The organism is Thalassotalea sp. ND16A (assembly GCF_000764205.1).
GTDB lineage: Bacteria > Pseudomonadota > Gammaproteobacteria > Enterobacterales > Alteromonadaceae > Thalassotalea_A.
Genome location: NZ_JQDZ01000009.1, coordinates 75,277 through 102,072 on the forward strand (window position 1 = coordinate 75,277; position 26,796 = coordinate 102,072).

Annotated in this window: 20 protein-coding genes; 3 read left to right on the forward strand and 17 right to left on the reverse strand. The window is 42.6% G+C overall.

Annotated features, from left to right (window positions below):
- Nucleotides 1–10: 10 nt before the first annotated feature.
- From ND16A_RS17315 to ND16A_RS17305, 3 genes are all read right to left on the reverse strand, one after another.
- The gene (locus ND16A_RS17315) at nt 11–1,132 is read right to left on the reverse strand and encodes a 4-phosphoerythronate dehydrogenase (RefSeq protein WP_033075950.1); all 1,122 of its coding nucleotides are present in this window, start codon (nt 1,130–1,132) and stop codon (nt 11–13) included.
- 296 nt (nt 1,133–1,428) lie between these two features.
- Complete coding sequence (locus ND16A_RS17310) at nt 1,429–4,539, reverse strand: efflux RND transporter permease subunit (protein WP_033075951.1); 3,111 nt, start codon at nt 4,537–4,539, stop codon at nt 1,429–1,431.
- A gap of 12 nt (nt 4,540–4,551) precedes the next feature.
- The gene (locus ND16A_RS17305; RefSeq protein ID WP_033075952.1) at nt 4,552–5,721 is read right to left on the reverse strand and encodes an efflux RND transporter periplasmic adaptor subunit; all 1,170 of its coding nucleotides are present in this window, start codon (nt 5,719–5,721) and stop codon (nt 4,552–4,554) included.
- Between the two features lie 425 nt (nt 5,722–6,146).
- Here ND16A_RS17305 and ND16A_RS17300 point away from each other — a divergent pair, with 425 nt between their 5' ends.
- Together ND16A_RS17300 and ND16A_RS17295 are read left to right on the forward strand one after the other, a co-directional pair.
- Nucleotides 6,147–9,278, forward strand: a complete 3,132-nt coding sequence (locus ND16A_RS17300) for an efflux RND transporter permease subunit (RefSeq protein WP_052072789.1) — start codon at nt 6,147–6,149, stop codon at nt 9,276–9,278.
- Nucleotides 9,279–9,281: 3 nt separating this feature from the next.
- Complete coding sequence (locus ND16A_RS17295; RefSeq protein WP_033075953.1) at nt 9,282–10,343, forward strand: efflux RND transporter periplasmic adaptor subunit; 1,062 nt, start codon at nt 9,282–9,284, stop codon at nt 10,341–10,343.
- Nucleotides 10,344–10,933: 590 nt separating this feature from the next.
- Here ND16A_RS17295 and ND16A_RS17290 read toward each other — a convergent pair.
- The 4 genes from ND16A_RS17290 to ND16A_RS17275 all read right to left on the reverse strand — a co-directional run bounded on the left by ND16A_RS17290 (nt 10,934) and on the right by ND16A_RS17275 (nt 13,612).
- Nucleotides 10,934–11,221 (reverse strand): type II toxin-antitoxin system RelE family toxin, encoded by a 288-nt coding sequence (locus ND16A_RS17290; RefSeq protein ID WP_033075954.1) that lies wholly within the window; start codon nt 11,219–11,221, stop codon nt 10,934–10,936.
- A complete protein-coding gene (locus tag ND16A_RS17285; protein ID WP_033075955.1) occupies nt 11,211–11,459 on the reverse strand; it encodes a type II toxin-antitoxin system prevent-host-death family antitoxin in 249 nt (82 codons plus the stop codon). The genes ND16A_RS17290 and ND16A_RS17285 overlap by 11 nt, the downstream gene beginning before the upstream one ends.
- Nucleotides 11,460–11,799: 340 nt before the next feature.
- On the reverse strand, nt 11,800–12,687 hold the full coding sequence (gene yghU, locus ND16A_RS17280) for a glutathione-dependent disulfide-bond oxidoreductase (protein ID WP_033075956.1): 888 nt from the start codon (nt 12,685–12,687) through the stop codon (nt 11,800–11,802).
- 172 nt (nt 12,688–12,859) lie between these two features.
- Nucleotides 12,860–13,612 (reverse strand): TIGR01458 family HAD-type hydrolase, encoded by a 753-nt coding sequence (locus ND16A_RS17275; protein ID WP_033075957.1) that lies wholly within the window; start codon nt 13,610–13,612, stop codon nt 12,860–12,862.
- Nucleotides 13,613–14,369: 757 nt separating this feature from the next.
- On the opposite strand from ND16A_RS17275, the gene ND16A_RS17270 reads away from it, so the two are divergent.
- A complete protein-coding gene (locus ND16A_RS17270; RefSeq protein WP_033075958.1) occupies nt 14,370–14,840 on the forward strand; it encodes an FKBP-type peptidyl-prolyl cis-trans isomerase in 471 nt (156 codons plus the stop codon).
- Between the two features lie 47 nt (nt 14,841–14,887).
- Here ND16A_RS17270 and ND16A_RS17265 read toward each other — a convergent pair whose 3' ends face one another.
- From ND16A_RS17265 to ND16A_RS17220, 10 genes are all read right to left on the reverse strand, one after another.
- Nucleotides 14,888–15,337, reverse strand: a complete 450-nt coding sequence (locus tag ND16A_RS17265) for an SMI1/KNR4 family protein (protein WP_033075959.1) — start codon at nt 15,335–15,337, stop codon at nt 14,888–14,890.
- Nucleotides 15,338–15,358: 21 nt separating this feature from the next.
- Nucleotides 15,359–15,901, reverse strand: coding sequence for a TrmH family RNA methyltransferase (locus ND16A_RS17260; RefSeq protein WP_033075960.1), 543 nt, complete (start codon nt 15,899–15,901; stop codon nt 15,359–15,361).
- Nucleotides 15,902–16,189: 288 nt separating this feature from the next.
- A complete protein-coding gene (gene nagP, locus ND16A_RS17255; protein WP_033075961.1) occupies nt 16,190–17,497 on the reverse strand; it encodes an N-acetylglucosamine MFS transporter NagP in 1,308 nt (435 codons plus the stop codon).
- Between the two features lie 107 nt (nt 17,498–17,604).
- Complete coding sequence (nagA, locus tag ND16A_RS17250) at nt 17,605–18,732, reverse strand: N-acetylglucosamine-6-phosphate deacetylase (RefSeq protein WP_033076021.1); 1,128 nt, start codon at nt 18,730–18,732, stop codon at nt 17,605–17,607.
- Nucleotides 18,733–18,734: 2 nt separating this feature from the next.
- Entirely contained in the window at nt 18,735–19,733 is a 999-nt protein-coding gene (nagB-II, locus tag ND16A_RS17245) for a glucosamine-6-phosphate deaminase NagB-II (protein WP_152593772.1), read from the reverse strand.
- Between the two features lie 53 nt (nt 19,734–19,786).
- Nucleotides 19,787–20,668 (reverse strand): N-acetylglucosamine kinase, encoded by an 882-nt coding sequence (gene nagK / locus ND16A_RS17240; protein WP_033075963.1) that lies wholly within the window; start codon nt 20,666–20,668, stop codon nt 19,787–19,789.
- A 163-nt stretch (nt 20,669–20,831) separates the two neighbouring features.
- On the reverse strand, nt 20,832–23,489 hold the full coding sequence (locus ND16A_RS17235) for a family 20 glycosylhydrolase (protein ID WP_033075964.1): 2,658 nt from the start codon (nt 23,487–23,489) through the stop codon (nt 20,832–20,834).
- A 160-nt stretch (nt 23,490–23,649) separates the two neighbouring features.
- Nucleotides 23,650–24,363 (reverse strand): SapC family protein, encoded by a 714-nt coding sequence (locus ND16A_RS17230; protein WP_033075965.1) that lies wholly within the window; start codon nt 24,361–24,363, stop codon nt 23,650–23,652.
- A 106-nt stretch (nt 24,364–24,469) separates the two neighbouring features.
- Entirely contained in the window at nt 24,470–26,029 is a 1,560-nt protein-coding gene (locus ND16A_RS17225; RefSeq protein WP_033075966.1) for a tryptophan halogenase family protein, read from the reverse strand.
- Nucleotides 26,030–26,070: 41 nt separating this feature from the next.
- Nucleotides 26,071–26,772, reverse strand: a complete 702-nt coding sequence (locus ND16A_RS17220) for a SapC family protein (RefSeq protein ID WP_033075967.1) — start codon at nt 26,770–26,772, stop codon at nt 26,071–26,073.
- Nucleotides 26,773–26,796: the final 24 nt, after the last annotated feature.

Below are 26,796 nucleotides of genomic sequence, written 5' to 3' on the forward strand. Positions count from 1 at the left end.
TTTGACTGGGTTAATCTTTTATCGTAAAACCAAGTTCGCTCATTATTCCCGGCCACTTTTCCTGCTGGGCTCTTGATTCTAACGCACTAAACTCTCTTCTAACAGGGTAATTTTTACGTAAATAGTCAAAAGTTTTTGATTCCAGCTGACTGCGAAAAATTTTATCATCTCGCTGTACATCGTAAACATCAAAAACTCGCTGTGTTATTACGTCTAATTGCTCATTGCTAGCAGATTCGTTTTGTTCAAAAACGGCGTGCGGAAGAAAATCTGTTAAACTTTTGTTTATTGCACTAGCTAACCGTTTTGATAATGCCTGATAAAGCATTTCAGTGCCACGAGCTTTTCCTTCTAAGCTATAACCAGCAATATGTGCCGTACTTATTGCACACAGCGGTATTAACTCAGTTAAAATGTTCGGCTCCTTTTCCCACACATCGAGTATCAAGTGTGGTCCTTTCGCTTGTTGCTTTAATGCCAATAACGCCTGATTATCAATCACTTCGCCACGACAGGCGTTGATTAATATTTGCTGCTCATTCAAGCTTGCCAGTCGATGTTGTTCAAACAAATGAAGTGTAGGATAGGCACCGGTTTTGGTCAGAGGTACATGTAAAGAAATAATATCGCATTGGCTTATCTGCGCTAAAGATGAAAATTGCCGGTTATCGCCTTGGGCCTCGAGTAAAGGGTCACATAAAAGATACTCGACACCTAATGCCCTGAGCTTTTCCGCTAGTCGGCTACCGGTATTTCCCGCTCCCAGGATGCCAACCGTTTTGCCTCGAAGATCAAATTGTAAGCGCTGTGCCATTACCAACATTGCACTTAACACATATTCCGCCACCGACACCGCATTACAACCTGGCGCATTGGTAAAATTAATGTTTCTTGCTGCAAGATAGTCTTGATCGATATGATCTAAGCCGATGGTCGCAGTGCCAACGAATTGAATCTTGTCATTTAACTGTAATAATTGCTGATTCACCTTAGTGATGGAACGAACCAGTAAAACATCGGCGTCTTGTACTTGTTCAGCACTAAGATCTCGTCCCGAAAAAGCGATCAATTCCCCAAAATCGGCAAAGAACTCCTGCGCATAAGGTATGTTTTCATCAAAATATATTTTCATAGGTAAATGCTTCGGGCACGCTTCGCTTTTGGCAGCGAGTAACGAGCAGTAATTTGTGGATGAATGGATTATCGCCATAATTGGCAGCAAGGTAAATAAATTTTATTGAGTAACAAGCAGCGAGCAACGGGCATCGAGCTTCGAGCTTCAGGCAGATTGCGTTAATTTAAATACAGCTTACAGCAAACACAATATGCCAGTAGCCAGTAGCCAGTAGCCAGTAGCCAGTAGCCAGAAATTATAAAAAAGGTTGCCGTTTAGGCAACCTTTCTAGTTTTAATGATTGCAAACAGTTACTAACTTTTCAGCTTTTCTCTCGCGCTCTGCACCATCACATAACATACCGGGATAATGATAGTACCGATCACCAGAGCTATCAGCATACCGCCAAATACAGTAATACCTAACGACTTTTGACTGAACATCCCGGCCCCAGTGGCCAATACCAACGGAATGATACCGACAATAAAAGAGACCCCGGTCATACAAACCGCCCGAAAACGTAAATCCGCCGCCATGCTTGCCGCTTCTAATATCGATTTATTTTCATCTTCGCGCAGGTTTTTCGCAAACTCAACTATCAAAATGGCATTTTTTGCCGCCATGCCAATTAACAAAATCAGCCCGACCTGGGCGAATAAATTTAACGAAAAACCGACCAAGTTTAATGATAATAATGCCCCGCCCATAGCAACTGGCACCACCAAGATAATGGCTATAGGTATTGACCAGCTTTCATACTGACCGACCAGGAACAAATAGACAAAAACGAGCGCTAAGGCGTAGGCATAGACCGCCATATTGCCCGCTTCAATCTCTTGGTAGGTCATCCCGGTCCACTCGTATTGAAAGCTTTGTGGTAACACTTGTGCGGCAATTTCTTCCATTGCCGCAATACCATCGCCAGAACTAAAGCCAGGGCTGGCTGATGCCCGAATACTTATCGAGTTAAATAAATTATAACGGTCACTAATATCCGGGCCGTGGATCGCTTCAATTTCAGCAATGGTGGTTAACGGGATCATATCACCGTGATTGTTGCGAACGTATAAGGCCTGTAAATCCGATATATTTTGTCGATATTCCGATTTGGCCTGCATGATCACCTTATAGGTTTGGCCAAATTTATTAAAGTCATTGATATAGACAGAGCCTAGTTGTGCCTGCAAGGTGCTATAAACATCAGCAATATTTAACCCTAATGTCTTCGTTTTCTTGCGATCTACATCGACAAGGTATTGCGGAACATTGGCTCGAAACGTACTGTAAACAGCAGTTAAAGCCGGGTGTTGATTCGCTTCAATAACAAATTCATTGAGGATACTGGCCATTTCTGTAGGTGATCTGGCCAGTTTATCTTGCAAAATAAATTCCAAGCCGCCAACCGCTCCCATGCCAGGAACCGCAGGTGGTGCAAGGGCAAATACTTGTGCTTCCGGGATTTGCGTAAAGGCCAGATAATTCACTTTTTGGGTGATGGCAAACACAATATCCTGGCGGCTTTCTCGTTCATCCCAATGTTTTAATACGATAAACATTGAGCCGGCATTACTCTGTGCAGCACTGTTCAAAATACTATAGCCGGAAGCTGCAGTAATACTTTCAATACGACTGTCTTGCTTCAATTGTTCGGTCAGTTTGGTCAATACCTCTTCGGTCCTACCTAACGAACTGGCATCTGGCAATTGCACACTAACAATGAATATGCCTTTATCTTCCGGCGGAACAAAACCCGTTGGCGTTTTTACAAAGCCATAACCAAGCACCGCAAACACCACACCTAAAGCCAATGCAATGGCAAGCGTTTTTCGGATCAACGTGGCGACAACGGCGCCATATTTGTCTTTAATAAAATTAAAACCAACATTGAATTTTTTAAACCAGGAAGCTTGATTTTCCTGACGTTTTAATAATAATTTACAAAGCGCCGGCGATAAGGTCAGTGCATTTATCGAGCTGAACAGTACTGCCACACAAATGGTTACCGCAAATTGGCGATACATAATTCCGGTCAAGCCAGGCAGCATGGCTACCGGAATAAACACTGCCAACAGCACCAACGTAGTCGCAATAATTGGCCCGCTCACTTCTTCCATGGTTCGGGTTACTGCTTGTTCAGGGCTGATATTCGGATCTTCATCTAAATGTCGTTCGGTATTTTCCACCACCAAAATCGCATCATCAACGACAATACCTATGGCTAAAATCAAGCCAAACAAGGTTATGGTATTGATCGACATTCCAGCTAACAACAGCACCGAAAAGGAAGCAATGAGTGAAACGGGAATGGCAATAGAAGGCACTAATGCTGCGCGCCAACTACCAAGAAAGACGAAGGTGATAATAATAACCAAGGCGATAGCTTGCAGTAATGATACCACCACTTTGGCAATCGAAGTACTGACATAACGCGTAGTATCATAACCAATCGAGTAATCGAGACCTTCGGGGAAATCTGGGGCAACCTCTGCCATTAACTGCTTCACTCGTTGACCGGTATCCAAAGCATTTGCGCCGGGCAGTAAATAAAGGGCAACCGTACTCGAATCTTTTCCATCTACTTTCGTGACTATCGAATAGTCTGCTTGCCCCAGCTCAATCTCCGCGACATCTTTTAGTAACACCAAAGCACTGCCGGCACCGGCTCGTATCACAATATCTTCAAATTCTTCAACGGTAGCAAGTTTACCTTGTGCTTGCAGGGTATATTGAGTTTGCACTTTATTATTAAAAGGTGGGGCACCAACTTTACCCGCCGCAACTTGAATATTTTGTTCTTGTAAAACCGACTGAACATCGCTTGGGGTAACACTCAATGCTGCCATTTCTTGAGGGTCTAACCAAATTCGCATTGAATAGGCCGCTTCCCCCATGATGGAGGCTTCAGAGATGCCATCGACCCTTTTTAAGGCGTTGAGCAGGTTGATTTTCACATAATTTGAAATGAACACACGATCAAAACCATCATCCGTGGCGAACAGGTTAACTAAAAATAGCATATCCGGGGATTGCTTTTTAATCGTTAACCCTGCTTGTTTAATTTCTTGAGGTAATTTCGGTTCAGCCATCGACACCAGGTTTTGCACCCGCACTAGCGCCATATCAGGATCTGTCCCGACCGCAAAAGTAACGGTCAGTTTATAGCTGCCATCGTTGGCGCTTTTTGAAGACATGTAAATCATCCCTTCAACACCATTTACCGCTTCTTCAATGGGCAAACCGACACTTTCTTGAACCACGGCAGAAGATGCCCCTGAATAGTTCGCAGACACCACCACCTGCGGCGGTGCCACACTTGGGTATTCTGATATCGGCAGATTTACCCCAGAAATTATGCCTATCAGGGTTAATATAACGGCAATCACTAACGCAAGTTTTGGCCGAGTAATAAAGGTTTTACTGATCATTGTTATCGCCTATTAATGATTAATTGCAGAAGGATCAGCGTCAGACGTTGGCGCTACGGCGAATTTGGTTTTTACTTGCTGACCAACGCGAATTTGTTGCACACCGCTAATCACCAGAATTTGATCAATCACTAAGCCTTCTTCCACGATAACGGAGGTATCCACCCGCTTGCCCAATTTTACGTTGCTGCGTTTTACTTTATTGTCATCCACAATTATCATCACAAAATCACCTTGTTGATCCGATTGCACCGCACTTTGCGGGATCATAATCGTCTCGACTGGCGTCGGTGATTTCAGGATCACCTGAACATATTGTCCGGGTTTTAAAATTCCGTCGGGGTTTGGTACTATCGCCCTGACTTCCATTGAACCGGTTTCCGGGTTTACCCGATTTGAAATAAACTCGATCGAACCTTGGTGCTCATAAATGTCACTGGCAGAAAATGCAATTTCCACGATGGGTTTTCGCGTCCCCATTTTAATGTTTTCTTTTTGGTAACGACGGACAATTTTCCAGTAGACTTTTTCGCTCAATTGAAAAGGTACCTCCATCATATTGACCGCCACAATTGTCGTTAACGAACCGGATTCGGGACTGACAATATCGCCAACACTGAATTTACTGCGATCTATGGTACCCGACAATGGTGCTGCAATTTTGCTGTAAGCCAGATTCACTCGGGCATTTTCTAATTTCGCTTTTGCCGCTTCCAATTGCGAACTCGCCTCGGCCAGTTGTCCTTCTAAGTTGTCCAGTTCAGATTTTGATATGTAACCATCTGGAGCTAACTCCTGGCCACGATCATGGTTCTTTTGAGCCACACTTAATGCCGAAACGGAACGTGAAACCTCCGCCTTAACCTGGCTATATTCAGCTTGCAATTCATCATCATTGAGTTCAAACAAAACCTCGCCGGCAGCCACCTTAGAGCCTTCTTTAAAATGTACGGCGGTGATTTTAGCTTTCACTCGAGCTTCGATAGCCACATCGCTGGAAGCGGTTAAATGACCAACAAAAGTTGAGGTATTTTGATAGGGGAATTGTTCAACCTTTTTCACCACAACTTCTGATTGAGGTTTTTCCCGTTTTTGTTGCTCACAAGCCATCAGGCTAAACAACAGAATTATCAGTAGCGAGGTTTTCGCTGATGATGTTTTGATTAGAGCTGCTAATTTCATAGAAAGGTTCCATTTATTTTAGAATGAGCAAGATTTCAGAGTCAATTTACTAACATAATATTAACGTTAAACTTGCTTTTATACCAATTAAGCCATTAACAATGTTAGTTAAAATATTTATTAATAAGATAATTTTACAGCAAAAAGTTCAATCAAAACTGTACGGCTTAGTGATGAATTGTTACTTATCGTAACCAAAGTGCAATTGACCCTATTTGAATGTCATTTGTACCAGTAACTCTTACAATATAAGCACAGATAAACTTAGTGAAATAATTAGAAACACTTTGCTGGTGTTAATGAATTGTTAACTCACTATAATGGCTTGCATTAAATTGTGCACTTATACCAATCTTCATAAGTAATGCGTTGACCATATACAGACTTCAGATTGGTATTTGATACAAAGAAAGAGATACCGATAGATGAACTTGACTCGCAGCTCGTTAAAAAACCCCGCCGCCATCTTGGTAATTGTCGCCTTAATATTTGTCTTTGGCGCGATTAGTATTGCTAAGTTGCCGATTCAATTAACTCCAGATATTGAACAGCCACAAATTACCATATCTACCGGCTGGCGCAGTGCGTCGCCACAAGAAATGGAGTCCGTTATTATTGAGCCACAAGAAAACGTGGTAAAAAACACTCGCGGTGTTACCGATGTAACCACTAGCATTAACAGTGGCTTTGGCAACATTACCTTAACCTTCGATGTTGGCACCAATATGCAGCAGGCCATGCTTGATGTTATCAATAACCTCAATCAGGCTCCGCCATTACCTTTAGATGCGTTTGAGCCGGTGGTTGCTGCCGGTGGTGGTAGAGGTGGACCCAATGCCGCATCACTGTTGGTCAAAGTGCTTGACCGTAATCCCAACAAAGATATTGCCAGTTATCAAAAAATCATCGAAGACGTGATTGAGCCCCGCCTTGCCCGTATTGACGGCATAGGCCAGGTGAATTTAAATTCAAAAAGACCAAAAGAATTAAGGATCAGCTTTGATCCCTACCAAGCAGCCGCCATGGGCATCGAGATAGGCAAGATAAGCAATAAAATTGCCCGTTCTTCGGATGTTTCCGGTGGATTTGCCGACGTTGGTCGTCGTCAATATACGGTACGATTTATCGGCCAATACGATGTCAATAACTTTACCGATATGATTATTGGTTTTCAAAACCAACGTCCGATTTATTTGAAAGACATTGCAGAAGTTGAACAAACCTTAGTCGATAAGTTTGGTTTAACGCTACGTAATGGTGCGCCCGCCTATTACATAACGGTGACTCGAAATAGCGATGCCAATACGGTAAAACTTTTGGATAATATCAACCTTGCCATCCAGGAACTCAATCAAGGCACTCTTGCTGAGCACGGTTTAACCATAGATTTAAGTTTTGATTCATCGGTACATATTCGCAACGCATTAACTCTGGTGAAGAGTAATCTCGGCTTAGGGGTATTACTGGCGTTAGGCATTTTATGGCTGTTTTTACGCGGTTTAAAACCGACTTTGATTATTGCCACCACCATTCCGGTGTCCTTGATGGTGGCGTTTTTAGGGTTAAGCCTGTTTGACCGAAGCTTAAATGTGATATCGCTTGCCGGTCTTGCCTTTGCGGTTGGTCTGGTACTCGATGCCGCCATCATAGTACAAGAAAACATTGTCCGGTTAAAAGCCAATGGCTATGCCGATCATAAAGCCATCGTAAAAGGGGCCACACAAGTCACCGGGGCGTTGTTTGCCTCAACAGCGACCAGTGTGGCGATATTTTTGCCGATATTATTCATGCAAGGGATTGAGGGCCAGTTGTTCTCTGATCTCGCCTTAACCTTGTCCATTGCCGTAATCGCCTCTTTGGTGGCGGCGATCACAATTTTGCCTATCGCCAGCAAATACTGGTTAACCGCCTTACCCGAAGCCGACCCGTTTGAGCATTATTGGCAAAAACTGACCAATTTAGTGATGCGCTTAACCAATTCCAGTGTTAAACGTTTTACCTGGATAGGTATGTTGCTGGGCGGCTCATTGGTTGTCAGTGCGCTGTTAATCCCAAAAACCGATTTTATGCCAAGGGCACCTATTGATGGCTTCTTTTTCAATATCAGTTTACCACCGGGGGGAAACCTGGAATTTGTTGAAAAAGAAATGGCCGAATTGGTGAAACAACGTGTTGCGCCACATTTAAGCGGTGAAAAACTGCCGAAAATTAAAAGCTACAACTTCTATTCCTACGGCGCCAATTTCAGCGGTGGTTTTATTTATGCCGATGATCCTGGCAAAGTAGAAGAGTTGATGAGTATTGTAAAAGACGACATCCTCGCCGGCTTACCAGATACACGTGTATTTTTGTTTCGCGGTTCAATGATTAATGTCAGTGGCGGCGGTAATGGCCGTTCAATAAACCTTGATATCCAAGGCTCAAATCTTGATGAACTGATGCTCACCGCCCAAGCCGGGATTGATGCTATCCAGGAACATTTACCAGGCGTGGGCGCACAACCTATTCCAGGCTTGTCAATGGCAGAGCCTGAGTTGCAACTGATCCCAAATGATCGTCGTATTACCCAGGCGGGATTAAACCGCAGTGATATCGCCAATGCGGTGCGCGCCTTTACCGATGGCTTGTTTGTCAGCGAATACTTTGATGGTAACGATAGGATGAACGTTATTTTACGTGGCTCCGCCTGGTCCAACCCGGACGAACTGGCAGCCATGCCAATTTATACGCCACTTGCCGGCGTACAAACCTTAGGTGAGCTTACCCAAATTAACCGTACCGTTGGCCCTACGCAATTACGCCGGGTAGATGGTAAGCGAACCATTAGTTTGATGGTGTCACCGCCGGAGAATATGTCGATGGAAGAAGCGTTAACGGCATTGAATAGTAAAGTTATCCCGCAAATGAATAAGCTGCTACCGGCGGATGCCAGCATTAAACTCAGTGGCAATGCCAATAAAATGAAAAATGCCATTACTGACATGATGTTAAATTTTGCTCTGGCGCTGGTCATTTTATTCTTGCTGATGACGGCATTGTTTAAGTCTGCCAAAGACAGCATGTTGGTATTATTCGTCATGCCAATGGCGGTTGCCGGTGGCGTTATCTCGCTTGCCTTATTAAATTTAGTAACGTTTCAATCGCTCGATTTACTGACCATGATAGGCTTTATCATTTTGTTAGGCTTAGTGGTAAACAATGCCATTTTATTAGTCGATCAAACTCGTGCTGCTGAACGTGAAGGGGCTAATCGCCGCGTCGCCGTGGCACAAGCCATACGTATTCGTGCCAGACCGGTATACATGAGTACTCTCACCAGCTTATTCGGCATGTTACCACTTATGGCAATGCCTGGAGTTGGAGCAGAAATCTACCGAGGCTTGGCAACCGTGATTGTTGGCGGTATGGCAATTAGTGCCATTTTCACTCTGATTTTACTACCCAGTTTATTACGTCTTGGTGAAGGCAATAGTGAAAACCAAAATGAAAAAGACAGTTCTGCCGACCTGCAAACCAATAACAACCAACAGCCGCATTTAACCGCAGCTAATGAGTAAAATATGAATATTGTAAAAATGAAATACGCATTATTATTTAGCAGTGCCCTATTAGTTAATAACTTCGCGCTAGCACAAGACGAGCGCCCGGCGAGCCCGGTAAAAGTTGAGCCGGTAAAACAAACCAAACTCTCCCCCAGTGCCAATTTATTAGGTACAGTGTATAGCCAGTCAAATGTTGCCATCACCGCCGGTGTTAATGGTCAGTTAGAATGGATTATCGAACCGGGCAGCTTTGTTGAACAAGGTGATACGCTGGTAAAAATGGACACCTTACCGTTAAAGTTAATGCAGCTGGAAAAACAGGCGCAGATAAAACGCGAAAGCATTAATTTAAATTACTTAAAGCGTGAATTAAAGCGCTTGCAAACGTTAAAAGCACAAAACAATACCGCTGAATTTCAGTTGGATCAGACTCAGTCAAAATACGAATTGAGCCAAGCCGATTTGGAAATCGCCGAATTAAAGTTGAAACAAATTAACGACCAGTTAAAACGCGCTCATATTCAAGCTCCGTTTGCTGGTGTGGTAACTGAACGCCTAGAGCGTGAAGGTACTGATGTGAATCGTTCACAAGTATTGTTGCGCATGCTCGATACCGAAAACTTACAAGTGCGCTTATTTGTGCCGATCAGATACTTAGCGTTTATCAAAAAAGATAAGCCGTTAAATGTATTCAATGAACATTACAACACCTTGGCTAAAATCATTGCCATTATCCCTGCAGCCGATCCTCGTTCACAAACGTTCGAGTTGCGGGTGAGCTTAAATGCTGAAAGCGTTGATAACTGGACCGCAGGAGAATTAGTCAAAGTGGAAGTGCCAGTCCAAGCGGATATAGAAACCTTAGCCATCCATCGCGATGCGTTAATATTGCGCAGTAGAGAAACCTACGTAATGATCATCGACAAAGACAATGTTGCTCACAAAATGCCTGTAGCAGTGGGTAATGGCCAAGGGGAATGGGTATCGGTTGATGGTGAACTTAACCCCGGCGATAACGTTGCAACCCGTGGCGCTGAGCGTTTGCAGGATGGGCAGAAAGTTAGTATTCAGAAGAGTTAGACACGAGAAACGAGAGGCTAGAAACGAAAAGCCTTTGAACGATTGCAGTTGGTTAAATAAAAATGAGACTGTATAACTACATTATTATCGCTCAAACTAGCTCTAAGAACTTTAGAGCTAGAGTGCTATTTATTCCTGCACCTTTTGATCACTTTTGCGACAAGACGGTCATGAAAATTTTCAAATAATGAGTAATTAAATGGTCGATTTAGATCTACAGCAGCGACGCTTTATTTTTCTATGATACCTAATGCCACATTGCTGACGGCTTGGTTTGGGCTATTGATGTTCAGGCACAGCACAAATGCCATCTCGGAAATTGCTTTAGGAGATCCCAAAAGAGCCTTTAACAAAGCCACCTTGAACCTGACAAAGATCCCCCCCAAAAGCACGGTGGGATGACGGTGCTACTTTTCTATTAATGTGCGTGCTTCTTTGGCGCTTTTTAACAGGTTAAGTGAATGGCTCTTGCTGGCACTTTTCAGACCCACAGCACGCTCAGGGAGGTCCCTCATCTCGCTCCGCTCGTGGGGGATGACGGCGTATTTTTTCTATTTCCGTTAATGGCACAATTTGCACGGTTACAGAATTTAATTTAAACGCTTGAAAGCTTGATCGTACACTTTGCCTCTATTTCGCTTTCCTACTGCAATCACTGTGACCGTTACTATATTTTCTTGAACTTCATACACTAAACGGTATCCAGCTTGACGTAATTTTATTTTGTATAAATTTTCAGCACCAGAAAGCTTATCTGATTTTACATGTGGTGTTACCAATCTCTCAATAAGCTTTTTTTTAAACAGGGCCTGTAAAGTGGAGCCTAACTTTTTCCATTCCTTTAATGCCGATTTTTTAAAATCTAATTTATAAGTCATCAATATTAACCGAGACTGTCGCTTCTTTTCTGCGCTCTTCTACTAAAGAAAGTAACTCAATATCTTCAAGTTTATCCATTAGCATTTCGAACGCTTCAGCAGGCACACAATAGAAAGCTGGTTCATTTCGATTCAATACAGCAATGGCTTCACCGTGAGCGCTCGACACAACTTTCATTGGGTTGGCTTTTAATTCAGTGATACTTGCTGCAACTTCAGTAAGAATTCTAGCAGTCATGGTAAGTCCTATTACGAGTGTTTTTAACAGGTCTAATAATAGGTCTTTATTGTGGTTTTTGCAAGTGAGGCCTGTATGGCGGGTTTTGGCACTGAATGACCGGAGCAAGCTTTACACCTTTCCTTCATTTATAGAACTTAATCGAATAACTGAAAATGCCAAATTTTAAATGTCCGCTTAGGGGAAGTAGATTTATTTTCTACCGCAATTTCCGAGATGGCATTTGTGCTGTGCCTGAACATCAATAGCCCAAACCAAGCCGTCAGCAAAGTGGTATTTATCGACCTAACCTACTTTACGATTAACTCAAATATGAGCTAATACTGCTAATCCTACTTCATTATTCGGTGTAACATTCATCTGATTCGACCAGTTTGTTCTGAGTTTTGAATTCAAAATCACTAGCATCATGGCGTTCATGCAGCTGCTCGTCCAATTCTCCCCAAGTACGATTAACCATTATCCCACGTTTAACCGCAGCCCGCTTCCCGATTTCTTCAGTCCAACGTAGTAAGTTTTTATAAGAGTGGGTTTGTAGAAATTCAGCGGCTTCATAGACTTTGTTTTGCATTAGTGCACCATACCAAGGCCAGACAGCCATATCAGCAATAGTGTATTGTTCTCCGCACATATATTTGTTATTAGCCAAATGCCGATCTAGCACGTCAAGTTGTCGTTTTACTTCCATGGTAAAACGCTCTATCGGATATTCAAATTTTTCGGGTGCATAGGCGTAAAAATGACCGAACCCTCCGCCTAAATAGGGCGCACTACCCACTTGCCAAAATAGCCAAGACAAGCATTGTGACTTAAGCAATGGTTCTTTGGGTAAAAAAGCGTCAAACTTTTCTGCTAAATACAACAGTATCGCGCCAGATTCGAAAATAGGCAGCATATAATCACCGGTATTATCCACTAGAGCGGGAATTTTAGAGTTTGGATTAACCTCGACAAACCCTGAACTAAATTGAGTCCCTTCCATAATCTCAATCAAATGAGCATCATACTCGGCTTCTTTGATCTTCAAAGCTAATAACTCTTCCAATAAAATTGTCACTTTAACGCCATTAGGCGTAGCCAACGAATAAAGTTGTAAAGGGTGTTTACCCACGGGCAAGTCCGCTTGATGTGTAGCCCCTGCTATAGGGCGATTAATATTGGCAAACTCGCCACCAACCTCGGTATTCCATTGCCAAATTTTTGGTGGTTCATACGTATGTTCAGACATGTCAGCTCCATAATTATTATTCATGCATATTGAGTTAATATTAATCAATGTCGAGATTTTTATAGTCTCCATATTGAAGCATATTGGTGAATTTGAGTTAATGCCCGCCTTTATCTGAATAAATTTCGTTAGTAAAACAGCCGTTAACATCAGCAATGCGCACTTTCCTGAACTAGGAAATGGCTAATTCGACCGCTTCTACTACAGAGTCCACACAGGCAAATTTTCCACTAATTAAATTTTCATCGCCCGTTTGGTACTTGCCCGTTTTTACTAAGCAAGCTTGCATGCCAGATTTGATTGCACCATCGATATCACCAAATACGTCGTCTCCAATCATCAGGATCTCATTTGTTTTAACACGAGTAGAGGCGGCGACTTGACGAAAAAAGTCAATGGAAGGTTTGCCCATAATTATCGCTTTTACCGAAGCGGCATATTCGATGGCATGAATGAATGGGCCGGCATCAAGATGCAATTTTCCATCATGTTTAAAATAACGATTACGTCCTATGCCAATCAAAGGAGCACCAGTTCGACAAAGCTGGAAGGCATAGTCTAACTTCGGGTAGCAAAAGTCTTCCTCGGCATCACCAATAAGAACAGCATTGGGATTCTCCTGATTTATATCCTCGAATTCATCTTTAATATTTTTATGTACTAAACAATAAGGACGCCAATTGTTTGCTAGAATCTGCGCTTTTGCAGCTGTGGGGGCTGAAAACAATTGATATGAACTAAGTTTGAACCCCATAGTTTTCAACCTGAGTAATATTTGCTGCCGGGTTATTCTGGATGTATTGGTAACAAATCTAACCTGTAACATAGTTGTCTGTGCCTTTTTGATCGCATCCATTGCACCAGGTATTGCACCAGCCCCTTCATATAAAACACCGCTTAAATCAAAAAAAATCGCCTTAATCACGCCAATCACCTACAAACTAACCTTTCATAAGTATAAGAGGAATAAACATACTTGCAGGCTTAGCTAAACGATTTTGCTATAAAAATATACATAACCCTGAATGACACAATATAGTATTTCCATCCTGAATTAGACCATACTCATTTAGTTCAGATCATGTCCTACATCATACGAATATTTGGGACAGCACAAGCGTATGTTTACCGGTTTGCTTTCCACTAATGAGATTCTGGCTGGCACTTTGAATAATTAGATTGTCTAATAGCAATATATATGCCCAGCTATGAAATATTCTGTGAGCAGATCTTATACCAGCACCCTAATATGCGTAATTTCAAAACCTTAATTTCAATGAACCGAATAAAATATAACACTAAGGTTTATATTCCAGTTGAGTGATGCTTCTGGATAGCACAACAAAGAGTAAGCTGATGTGATTCATATATTGCTGATATTGCCCTGAAGCGTCCCCTTGTACTATGATTTCGATAGTGTAAGACACTAAAAGAGGTTAACCTTAACAAAACAGACCTTAGCCGTAATATTCGCTAACTTCCACAAAGCGAGGTTTCCGACATGACAACTTATGCCAATACAGAAGACAGTTTTCTTTACAAATAAAAAGGCTTCAAATGACGGCTTGGTATCAAAAAATGAAATTAATAGTGTCTATTCCTGAATTAAAAAATCAATTTAGTTTATCAGCAAAAGAATCGAGTGCTAGAATGCACAAGCCTTTAAATGAATCGGAAAAGTTATGAAATATGTTGTTTTGGTTATAGTTATCGCATTGGCGGTATTCTATTTCATTAGAAACTCGAATAATAAACAAGTAGCGGTTGAAAATATTGCAATAGGCAACGAATTTTTAGCAAAAAACAAAGCAGTAGAAGGTGTCGCTGAAACGGCTTCGGGGTTGCAATATCAAGTATTGCAACAGGGCGAAGGAACTGAACAACCAACCGCCAGTTCAAAAGTAAAAGTGCATTATCACGGTTCTTTATTAGATGGAACTGTATTTGATAGCTCAGTAGAACGCGGAGATCCTATCAGCTTTGGTTTAAATCAAGTGATAAGCGGTTGGACAGAAGGTGTGCAATTAATGGTTGTTGGTGATAAATTTAAATTCTTCATCCCTGCAGAATTAGGGTATGGCAATAGAGCCGCAGGAAAAATAGCACCTGGCTCATTGCTTATTTTTGAAGTCGAACTGTTGGAAATCCAATAATTCAGTAAATCAATGAACTTTAAGAGCGCTAATGTAGATGAGCTGTCTTAAAGTTCATTGAACTCTTCCAGCCATTCGATGAAAGTATTGGATATTTTTTTAACCGTGCGAGAATCATGGTCAAAAAACCATACCGGTATATCCGTATGCTCACTTGTGCAATCGCTAAGTTTGAAACAAAACATGTTTCCCTTACAGTCAGATGCAAACAAAACATGACCCTTTGGCATGCCACTCATTTCGTATAACTTTGATAGTGAAAATACATCTTCAAGATTTAAAAAGTCTTGAACTTCAGAAATATCGACCCCTAAATCACAGATTTTAGTTAACACATTAGGCGTGTGGACTAAGCCGTATTTGGATATTAAATATTTATATGAGCCCGGTAAGGATGCATTTAACCTTGATTCAAGCTCTGCAATATCATGGTTATCTATTGCTACCATCGAATGTTTGCTGCCCCAATTTTTTACAAAGAGATCAATGCTATTCATTGATAAATACTCCAATACAGCTTATGGCTGTTTTCGAATTTGATTGGCACATTCTGCTAATACAATAGCGCCAGCAGTTGAAACATTGAGAGAGTTACCCATGCCAAACATAGGAATGTGTATGTGTTGATGACTTAATTGCAATGCGGCTTCACTCACGCCTTTTCGTTCATTGCCTAAAACCAATACGCAGCGCGATGGGTAAGCAACATCACTATAGTCAACGGACTGATGGCATAGCTCAACACTGTAAACAGTATACCCCTTATCCAATAATGTGTGTAAGCTGGAAGTGGTGCTATCACTATATTCAATACAAACCCATTTCGCTTCATTTCTAGAGGCTTTTTTAAACTTCTTATCTGAGATGGTTAGCTCGCCACAAATAATGATTTTTTCGATCGCAAAGGCATCGGCCAAGCGGATCAACGCACCAATATTGTAGCTATTGGTTACATTATCTAATACCAGTATCAAAGGGGATTTTGGCTTATTTAAGTATTCATCTCGTGTTGGCTTGTTTTTTCTGATGTCTTCTTTGCTAAGTTGTATTTTTGAATCCATGGTTTCTACTCTTGTTACGTACTACTATCGTTACCGATTAATCTGGTCGCTCGGGATCTAATTTCTGGATTTTTTTAGCCCTATTTTCTGCGCATATAGCAGGTTGCAGATCAGCCGAGGATTGTGCGGCTTTATCTGGCGAAGATCAAATGAAATTTTGCATGAATAATGTCTCGTCAATAAATAGGCCCTAATCGTGTAAACCTGTTTCAGCACGGGACATCTTAACGCAAAAAGCCCCGACTCTTAGTCGGGGCTTTTTGCTTTCTCGAAGGAGGTCAGGTTCTGTTATTTCCAACTGCGCATCTTGTGGCCTTTTAACGCATAAAACAAAATAAACAGGTAACAAGGAAACATCACCATATAACCACCTTGCTGACCTAAGTCGGTAGCAGAGCTGGTTAAGCCCCAAAACAGAGGTCCAAATGCACCACCCGAAATTCCCATAACCAGTAAGGCTGAACCAACGCTGGTAAGTTTGCCCATACCCGATAACGCCAATGGCCATACTGCTGGCCAAACGATAGCGTTTGCCAAGCCTAATAAGGCAATCATCAATAAGGTATCTGGCAATGCGGTGCCGCCAAATGGCACTAATAGCGTGTTGGCAATGGCGTATGAGGTATTATCACCGGTAACAATTAATACCGTTAACACTAAGCCTAATACCGCCGAAATGGTTAACGCCGTCGGTTGAGAGATAAATCTTGGGATGGTTAAAATCCCGATACTATAGCCCACAACCATACAAACCATGGTATAGGATGTCATCACGCCATAGCTCTCAACCCCAAGAGATAAGGCAAAGGTACCTATGGTATCACCGGCGATTACTTCAACGGCCACATAGAAAAATAATGCGGCAACACCAAGGGCAAGATTTGGGTGTGATAATGCTTCTTTTAAATGGCCTTTGCCGCTTTCGCCGGTGTCGCCTTCACTGGCTAATTCCGGCAACGGTGATTTTTTAACAAGCACCGCTAATATACCGATGAAAATGGCCATGCCCAAATAAGGCAGTACCAGGCCATTGGCCATTTCGTCTATCTGTATTTGACTAAGCTCAGTACCAACCCTGTCTTTAAAACTGTCTAAAATTAAGGCGGTAAACACGATTGGTGCAACAACCCCGGCGCCCTTGTTTAAAATGCCCATCACACTGACACGCGCGGCAGCAGATTCTTCCGGACCAATTCTTACTACATAAGGGTTTACCGCGGTTTGCAGTAACGTTTGTCCTGCTCCCATCACTAACTGCGCCAATAGGAATAATACAAAAATTTGGCTTTTTGCTGCCGGGATGAATAACAACCCGGCTAACATCATAACTGCCATCCCTAACGCCATGCCGTTTTTATAGCCAATTCGGCGAATAACCCATGCAGACGGTAATGCAGTGAAAGTAACGGCGATATAAAAAGAAAACAGGATCAGCGATGCCTGAAATGGCGAAAGTTGCAGGATTTGCTTTAAATAAGGCATCAAAGAGCCATTCAGCCAGGTGGCGAAGCCGAGGATAAAAAATAACCCGGCAACAATCGCCATTGGGATAAAACTACTCTGTTTGGTATCTTGAGTTTCAATCGATATTGTCATTATTTATCCTTTTGTTTCAGCGTTTAATTTTTGTTATGTTGTTATAAACTGGTTGTTGTAATTTTGTTTGTTGTTGGTCAAAACTGTTGCTAGCTGGTGGTCGATTCTCAGTAAACTTGTTGGCCCTGGATCCAGGTTTCGGCGACGCTCAAATCATCATTTAATATCACAAAGTCGGCGTTAAAACCAACTTGTAAGCGTCCAACTTGCTGTTCAGCATTGAGAAATTCTGCCGGATACATTGCCGCCATGCGCAACGCTTCGGTTAACTCGACATCCAATTTCTCTACCGTATTTTTCACCGCAGTCGCCATATCTAAACAGGAGCCGGCAAGTTCACCGGTTAAGGCATTTAATCGGTCGCCGGTGCGCACTACTTTCGAGCCAAAGAACGGAAAACTGTCATCATCAGTCCCCACCGGTGGCATCGCATCGGTCACTAAGATGATCTTGCCTGCAGATTTTGCCTTAATCGCCAGTTTACACGCATCATAGTGTACATGGTGGCCATCAACGATCAAACCGCACCAGCTATTGTCATCGAATAATGCCGCCCCGACCATGCCAGGTTCCCGCGACTGAAATGCCGACATCGCATTAAATAAATGGGTAAAACCGGTGGCGCCGGCGGCTAACGCCTTTAGTACGGTTTGATAGTCGGCATTGGAATGCCCCAAACACACATGAACGCCGGCATCGACTAAGGTTTGAATATCACTGACGCTAACGTTTTCAGGCGCAAGCGTAACTACCACCAGGCCTAAATCTTGACGAGTGAACACCGCCATTTCATCCGTACTAATACTGCGAATATATTCCGGGCTATGCACGCCTTTTTTCGGAATGGATAAATGTGGGCCTTCAAAATGCACACCTAAAACCCCGGCAGTATTCTGCTTAATCGCTGTGCTTATCGCATCGGCGGCTTGTTGCATTACCGCAACATCATCGGTGATCAATGTTGGTAGCAGTCCTGTGGTACCAAATTTGGCGTGTGCCTGGGCAATCGCGGCAATGGTTTGCAGCGTCGGCTCGGCGTTAAACAACGCGCCGCCACCACCATTAACTTGTACATCGATGTAACCCGGAGCAATTAAGCCCGGGCGAACTTCATTCAACTCAGCCGCATCAATTGCACCAATGGCAACAATTTTGCCATTCTGAAAACTGATTTTGACGTTTTCTTTAATGGTTTGACCATCAAAGAATTTTTCGACTGCCAGCGACTCGATCATCATTACAGTGTCCGTGTTACTTTCTTTAACCCTTGTGGTTCATCCGGGTTAAAGCCTTTCGCTAATGCCACTTTCTCGACATCCAAATAGAAACGCTGCAACACTAATAACGGTGCGAGTCGTGGATGAACATCATTAACCACTTGCTCCAGGTGGATCATATCGGCACCGCGTGACGTCACTTCCTTTATTTGCTCTTTATGAGCCTGATCAGATTCATCATTGACATGGCAATCGACAATCGTGAGTTGCTGAGCAACCAGTGTTACCGGACCGTGCAGGAATTCAGCGCTAGAAAATGCTTCGGCGTGAATAGAACAGACTTCTTTAAGCTTTAAGGCAATCTCTTTTGACACAGCATACCCTAATCCTCGACCAAGGACTACCAGGTTACGGGTATCACCCAAGCCTGCAATAGATAATTGCGTGGGGGCAGCAATGACCTTATCTAACGCGGCAGGCAAGGTATTTAGCGAGGCAATTAACTCGTCATTTTTGCTCCAGTAGGCGGCAAGTTGTAACAAGGCCGATAAGGTGGCTAAATAGCTTTTGGTTGCCGCAACCGAGTTCTCAGGGCCGGCTTTTAACGGTAATACGTCATCGGCAAGCTTTGCTAATGGTGAGGTTTCATCGTTCACCAGGGCAACAACATAAGCACCGGCATCTTTGGCCATCTGCGCTTGCGATAAAATGTCAGGGCTACGGCCAGACTGGGAAATGACAATAACAAAGGCGTTATCAAGCTTTAAGGTTCTACCATAAACCGATGCCACCGATGGTGCTGCGGCAAACGTCGGTATACCCAGCTCAATTTCCAATAAGTACTTGCCAAATACACCCGCATGATCCGATGAACCACGGCCGATTATCATCACCATTTTTGGATCGAAGTTAATTAACTTATTGCCAATTTTTTCTGCAACTTCTGCATTGTCTTTAATTTGCTCAGCAATCACTTGTGGTGATTGCTTTGCTTCTTTTTCCATCAATGTAGTCATAATATTACCTGAGTATTTAAATTTGCTTGTAAGAATGTAAGTGATTAAATGTTATTTTATGCTTGTTGTTGCATCGCGAATAACACCGCACCTATTTCCGGTGGATTGGTTGGCACACTAATTTGCGCTGCCACCTCCGGCTTTAACCATTGCATTAATCGCGGCTTTAAACCGCCAATTAATGAGATCTTATTTGGCTGTTTAGCCATTAAGGTATTGAATACCGACTCAAAGTAGGCGCAGCCTTCTTTGATAATGTCTTGCGCTATTTGATCGCCGGCATCGGCGGCGTCAAAGATATGAATGGCTAACTTAGCATAAAAAGTAGCGCCGTTACCGGCAATGGTTTCAATTAAGGTATTGGAATCATCACAGTCCAGTGCCGAAAATATTTTTTCGGTTAGCGCGGTATTGCCAATGATACCGTCGTAACTTAACAATACTTTTTCTACCGCTTTAAAACCGAACCAGGCACCGCTGCAAATATCACCATGGGGAAAACCGTGGCCACCGACGATCAATGTCTGCTCTTTTACCGACACATAACCACAAGAGCCGGTGCCGGTGATCATAATCGCACCATCGTCACCACTGTGGGCACCAATACAGGCAATGTGTAAATCGGTGGCTAAATGCATGCTTTTAAACGGGTGTTGCCATTGGTTCATCAATTCAAAATATTTCGGCAGATTGACACCGGCCAAACCTACGCCAGCGATGAGTTCGCTTTTTAAATTTGCATCTAAATTTGCATCCGCCAGGGCTAAGTCGGCGGCATGGCTAACAGAGGCTTGTGCTCTTGCTAAATTATGGAAAGGATTGGCGGCACCCGAGATGCCTTGTCCCAACACTTGCATTGATGCATTTAAGATCACGGCTTTGCATTTGCTGCCGCCTCCATCAATACCTAAAAATAGCTGTTGTTGATTACTTTCCATCTATGCCTCTTTCCAAAAACGGTGAGTGATAGCCATTTGCTACACTCACGCCTTGATTTATTAATAATGATATTAACACAAATGACAGCGCTGTCATTATGTTTTTGCAATTATTTTAATGTATCTTTTTATCGATACCGCCTCAAGGGCTAAAATCTCGAAGTTATTCGTTTAAAAACAGACTCCTACCAGCTCTTTGCCGATCGGTAGAGCGTGCTCTGATGGCAACTTTTCCAGTCACTTCTACCGAGTTAGTCCATGTTTTCCAGGTTTTTCCTTGTTCCATGTACTCTAAGTGCAGGTTGGGGTAAGCACTGTTGATGTGTAATTTTCCATCGATGATCTTGCCGCCTACCGTAGGTATGCGATAAAAAATATCGGCTTTATCGAGTTTTGCCAATTCTTTATTACTCATAGTATTGGCAAAATCTGCCCACTGTTGATCCCTTAACTCACGCTTGTCATTAGTAAAGCTAGCACTGCTTTGATCGTACTTTTGACCGGCATAATTGTATGGCACCGCCCATTGGGGTTTATGCCAGGCGCGTTCAGCTAAGGCAAATAAGCGCGGGAAAATTTTATACTCGGCCAAGTCATCATTGCGGGTATTTTCACTCCACAGTTGTCCCTGTACACCAATAAACGTTTTGCCGGCAGTTAATGTTGAACGTTCCAGTTCTCCATGTTCATTCACTGCCTCGGTATCGTCGGTGGCATAGGGTTTATCTTCTCTGTCTAGCCAGAACTCAGCATGCGCCGGCAAATTATCCGGCATAAACTGGAATAGTTTTTCGGTATTTGAATGGCGTGCAGCCCAATAGTAACCATGCTCTTTCGGATCTGCCTCATAAGGGAAATCAAAATAGGTAACATCCGGGTTCGACACCACTATCTGCCAGTTTTGATTCGCCAGTTTATGGGCCTCTTTATGGCCTTGCCACTGAATTAAGCTCCAGGCATTGGCCTGCACGGTTGCAGGCATATTGTTCGGGTTGGTGTGCATCATGCCATCATTCCAGCCAGCGGTTTCGATGTCACGATCGGATAATATTTTAGCCACTCGTTCGACAAAGTAACTGCCCAGCTGTTCGGCTTTACTTATGCCAAGCTTATTATTGGCGATAAACGCTTTACAAATTGGTGACTCTACCCAGGCTCCGGCAGTTTCATCGGCTCCGATATGGTAGCGAGTCAATGGCTGACCCGCGTTGGCGTGCATCGCTTTTACTTCGTCCATCACTTTGCCGATAAAATCATAAGACGATTCCATGCAAGCATTAATGGTATTGTCGTTATAGTACTGCACCGATGAGTACACGGTTTTATCATTCTCATCGTGCAGTAAATACTGTTTGGCGCCCTGCTCATCCCCTGCCGCCATCAATTTTTTATATCTGGCCTTCATTGCCACAATGGAAGAACGAGAGTGTCCGGGCATATCAAGCGATGGGATCACCTGAATATGACGAGCGCTGGCATATTGCAGTATTTCTTTATAATCGGCTTTCGAATAAAAACCATTAACCGAGCTTGAGGCATTAACGCCAGCGCCAAGTTGTGGTAACAGACAGGTTTGTTCAGTTAAATCAAAACAGCGTTTACTACTGATATCCGTTAGCTCAGGCAAACCATCAATTTCAAGACGCCAGCCTTCATCATCGCCTAAATGCAAGTGCAGTTTATTGAGTTTGTACGCTGCCATTTGCTCAATTAAGTCCAGGATAAACTGCTTAGAATGAAAATTTCGAGCCACGTCTACCATCATGCCGCGAAATGGATAATGCGGTTCATCATCGATGCTGAGTTGCGCAATGGATAAGTCATCAAGAGACACTAATGCGGCAATCGACTGCAAACCATAAAATAAACCAGCTTCGTTATTTGCGCTGATATTGATCCCTTGTTCATTACTGATTAACTGGTAACTACCTAGGTTTCCGCTAAGCTGCACATCCACACTCAAACGAACATCAACGCCTTGCTCAGTTTCACTAATGCCAATAAATTTGAGTCGGTCAATTGCGCCTTGTAAACTGGCTTTTGCCACGTTATCAAAGCTAAATCGAACTCCACTATGCAAATCAATTCGCGCTTGTTGATTATTTACTTCTAGCGATTTTGCCGATGGGATCAACGCATTACTCAAACTTTGTTCAGCTTGTTTCAACGTTAGGTTACGGTCAAACAAAACTTCTGCCGTAGCCCATTGGGTTTGATCTGTCGCACTGCGTTTAAAATGCTTTTCGACACTGCTGTAATCTTCGACAAAAGCGCTAATTTCCAGGCCGGTTTCGCTATCCATTTGCGCTTCGGTGCTCTTTATGACGACAGCATTAAAGCCATTTACCGCGAAAATGTAATTCGGTAGGGCATCGGTTTCAGACAAAGACCAAAAATCCACCCGATAAGGCAGAGTGTAATCTTGTCCTGATTTAAAGCCGGGGAATTTATCGGTTGGTGTTATTTTATGCAAATCGCCATTGATATGCTCAATGCTAAAATAGTCAGAATCGACACTTTGTACCGGATTAATTTGCGAATAGTAAATGGCCCAGTCTTTAGCGCTAAAATCATGCTGTGCAGTGAACTGTAAATTTACCAAAAAACAATTGCCGTCAGCACGCTCTTTATCACACTGTTCATCGGCAATATTGGTTGCCAGTTGATACTTTAGCGCCAGGGTATTGGCAAAGTCATCGATTGCCGACTGGCTTAAAACGGTAGAGGGAGCTACGACAGGGCTATCAGGTTGAACGGTATTGTCATCACATGCCGATAACAAAAGTGAGCAAGATAAAGCAAAAGCTAACGTTTTTTTCATTCTTAAACTTCCATAACTACAATTGTTTTAAAAATTACTCCCGATAGAAAAATTATTCGCCAGGAAGTAATGGTGTTGTTAATAAAACGAAGTAGCCTTGCTGAAAAAGCCCAGCGAACTGGGCTTTTAACGATTAAGCATTCAGCAAGTAGGATGAAGCTTAAGCAGAAAGGGCCACTTTCTTTTTCACTAAACGATTAATTTGGTGAATTGAATTTAAATGGGCATAAATTGGTGCTAAAAAGCCACGTTTACGCAAATCTAAATAATCTTCATCAGATAATTCGTTTAGTTTTTGCTCATTAACGAGGTATAAACCGTTAATTTGTATTTTTTCTCCATTGGCGGTGATGTCTAAGTTTTGTTGCATTAACAAACCTTTTTCAGCCAACGTTTGGGTAAAGCCTTTGGTAATATGGGAATGTTCAAAGTATTTACCCAAAGCGTCTTTACGACGAGTTAGGTATTCACTCTCATCACCATTGTCTTCAAATAAAGCATTACCTTCTTCTTCATTAACAATGGCATTGTCGGTAGCAATCACTACCATCAAATTTTCGGCATCTTTATTTTCAGGTATTAATGCAAACGGAAACTGAGTTACCGATGCAGGTGCATAGGTGCCTTCCCACTTTTCAGTTGCTGTATATAAGTTTTCACCCGGCTTAATGCCAAAAAGTGCAACCGGTTGAAACTTGTCTGTGTCACCCGTTTTAACAAAAACTACCGGAAACTCAGCTGCTGCTCGAGAAAATTCATGAACAACTAGCGGAGCTAAATGCTGTGCAGCGGCATGAGGAAAATTAGACTGCGTTTTAATTTTAGTTTTTGCGTGCGCAGTTTTATTTAATGCTTGAATGTTTTGTTGGCTCATTTTAATACTCCCAAAATGTCGGCCTAAATTTAGTAGACAGTTAGACTAAACCGTACTAACACCCCATTACAAGCGATTTTTATATAATTTTCTTTAATGCAAACCGTTACAATTTTGGCATTCCGTATTTATACACTTTTTCAATTAATTCTCTGTGCCCTGGCAACTCTTTAGTGAGTAACTCATTCATCTGCTCAACGTTATCGAATAATGCTTTCGCTTGTCTATCACAGGAAAAAGCCGAACGATTCAAATCAATATCGACATCAAATTTCATTCCGTAGAGCACAAATAAATAGCTATCTAAGACAAAAGGTTCGTAGGCATAATCAAAATCGTACTTGGTTGGCGGGTGCGACTTCCAGTGGCCAAGACGTTGCTTTAACGTTGCCGGAATGCTTTCAGGCTTACAGTTATCCAGCCAGTATGGGGTGTCTTGGCGTTTGCTTATGCAATAATGCAATTTCACAAAATCGACGCTCTTATCCCAACGCAAACGAAACGTAGTATTGTATTTCTGTTCCACATACTGCATCGCATCAATTGTCCGAGGAAACTGATCGGCAAGCATGTTAGCACCCGCTTCTACCAGGAATATGGCTGAGGCTTCTAGTGGCTCAATGAAGGCGGCGGACATGCCAATGGCAACACAGTTTTTATGCCAAAATTTTTCACGATAACCTAAATTTAACGGTATTTTACGGATCTCAATACCTGTCGACATCGGTCCGGCGTAGTCTCGTAATACTTGCTCGGCCCGTTCATCGCTAGTGTAATCACTACTATAAACATAACCAACACCGCGACGATTATGTAAGCCAATGTCCCAGGTCCAGCCGGCTTCATGAGCGGTTGCTATGGTATGGGTGGCAATAGGCGTATCGGCTGACTCATACGGGACTTGCATCGCAATCGCGGTATCGTTAAATAGCACATCGTCTATTTTTAACCAGTCAATGTCCAATGCACCATTGATCAGTAAGGCTTTAGCGCCAGAACAATCGACAAAAAAATCAGCGTTGATAGTACCGGCAGTATCCGTATCTACCGAAACAATATAACCATCGTTATCAAGATTAACGTCGGTCACATTAGCTTTTATCTGTTTAACACCGAGCTTTGCAGTGCTGTGTTTTGCCAGAAAACCAGCAAATTTATTTGCATTTAAATGGTAAGAATAATTTTGAATCGCGTCATAAGCTGGCGTAGTAATTTTTTTCGGGCCAAGGCCTAAGTCACAAACATGCGATTGGCTGGCCACTGCCTTATCATAATTTTTATCTCCGGCTTTGCCCAATAACCAATAAGGTGCCAGGTTAAAGTCATAAGAAGAATGAAAAACGGCACTTAACGGGTGATAATAACTTTCCGATTTATCTTTTTCTGGCGTTTCTGCCCAGTTAACAAATTGTGATCCTTGTTTAAATGTGGCATCACACTCACGCATAAATTCACCTTCATCAACGCCCAGATTCTGCAATGTTGTACGTAGGGTTGGCCAGGTACCTTCCCCCACTCCAATAATAGGAATGTTTGGCGATTCCACTAATGTTACTTGCACCGCATCTTTGGAAACACTATTGAGTTGTTTTGCCAAGATAGAGGCCGTTAGCCAGCCAGCAGTACCGCCACCTACAACCAACACATTATTAATTACTTTCGACATAACTCGGCCCCGACTTTATTTACAAATTTCATTTAACAATTTTATTTACCGATAGCAATACTTGCCAGGCTGTGAATGCGCTGCATCGATATTAATGAGGCATAAATAGCCGGTAATGCCCCGGTTTTTCTCAATTTGGCAAACTGTTCATCGTCTAAGGCGTTTAATTTTTTCTCATCAATGGCATACAAGCCATTTAACGAGTATTCCGCCTGGTCTGCCAATTTTAAATTCAAAGTTTGTGACGATAGTAAATCCAGCTCCAGTAACATTTTAATAAAATTGCCGGTGATATAGGTATTCTCTACGTATTTCACTACACGTTCGCCTTGTTCACTTAACCAGGCACTTTGTTTACCTTCGCTATCAAAAAACGCTTCGCCTTCATTTTCATTAATCAGTGGCGAGTCTTGATCAAAACATAAAATGGCTTGTTCGCTGTCTGGCGCCTGGTTCAATAAGAACGGGTAAAGCGTTAATGCTTGCGGTTTATAGCGTGCTTGCCAGGCATCTTCAGCAAAAAATAAGTTTTGCTCAGGTTTTAAGCCTAATAATGCAATCGATTTAAACTGTCCGGTTTCACCTTCTTTAACAAACACAATCGGGAATTCCTGACAAGCGGCGACAAATTCCTGCACCACAACCGGGGCAAAATGTTTATCCTTTGCTTGCACTAAGGTTGGGTTCGCTTTTACCTTAATATTGCCATGTAAGCTGTTATTTATTGCTTTAATATCTGCCATGTTTTACTCCGTTTATCTTGCTGT

Coding starts and splice junctions, on each gene's coding strand:
- nagA (WP_033076021.1), bottom strand. CDS start 18,732: ATGATCGAGTCGCTGGCAGTCGAAAAATTCTTTGATGGTCAAACCATT.
- ND16A_RS17310 (WP_033075951.1), bottom strand. CDS start 4,539: ATGATCAGTAAAACCTTTATTACTCGGCCAAAACTTGCGTTAGTGATT.
- ND16A_RS17295 (WP_033075953.1), top strand. CDS start 9,282: ATGAATATTGTAAAAATGAAATACGCATTATTATTTAGCAGTGCCCTA.
- ND16A_RS17270 (WP_033075958.1), top strand. CDS start 14,370: ATGAAATATGTTGTTTTGGTTATAGTTATCGCATTGGCGGTATTCTAT.
- nagK (WP_033075963.1), bottom strand. CDS start 20,668: ATGGAAAGTAATCAACAACAGCTATTTTTAGGTATTGATGGAGGCGGC.
- ND16A_RS17290 (WP_033075954.1), bottom strand. CDS start 11,221: ATGACTTATAAATTAGATTTTAAAAAATCGGCATTAAAGGAATGGAAA.
- ND16A_RS17315 (WP_033075950.1), bottom strand. CDS start 1,132: ATGAAAATATATTTTGATGAAAACATACCTTATGCGCAGGAGTTCTTT.
- ND16A_RS17300 (WP_052072789.1), top strand. CDS start 6,147: ATGAACTTGACTCGCAGCTCGTTAAAAAACCCCGCCGCCATCTTGGTA.
- ND16A_RS17235 (WP_033075964.1), bottom strand. CDS start 23,489: ATGAAAAAAACGTTAGCTTTTGCTTTATCTTGCTCACTTTTGTTATCG.
- ND16A_RS17305 (WP_033075952.1), bottom strand. CDS start 5,721: ATGAAATTAGCAGCTCTAATCAAAACATCATCAGCGAAAACCTCGCTA.
- ND16A_RS17260 (WP_033075960.1), bottom strand. CDS start 15,901: ATGGATTCAAAAATACAACTTAGCAAAGAAGACATCAGAAAAAACAAG.
- ND16A_RS17285 (WP_033075955.1), bottom strand. CDS start 11,459: ATGACTGCTAGAATTCTTACTGAAGTTGCAGCAAGTATCACTGAATTA.
- ND16A_RS17265 (WP_033075959.1), bottom strand. CDS start 15,337: ATGAATAGCATTGATCTCTTTGTAAAAAATTGGGGCAGCAAACATTCG.
- yghU (WP_033075956.1), bottom strand. CDS start 12,687: ATGTCTGAACATACGTATGAACCACCAAAAATTTGGCAATGGAATACC.
- ND16A_RS17230 (WP_033075965.1), bottom strand. CDS start 24,363: ATGAGCCAACAAAACATTCAAGCATTAAATAAAACTGCGCACGCAAAA.
- nagP (WP_033075961.1), bottom strand. CDS start 17,497: ATGACAATATCGATTGAAACTCAAGATACCAAACAGAGTAGTTTTATC.
- ND16A_RS17225 (WP_033075966.1), bottom strand. CDS start 26,029: ATGTCGAAAGTAATTAATAATGTGTTGGTTGTAGGTGGCGGTACTGCT.
- ND16A_RS17220 (WP_033075967.1), bottom strand. CDS start 26,772: ATGGCAGATATTAAAGCAATAAATAACAGCTTACATGGCAATATTAAG.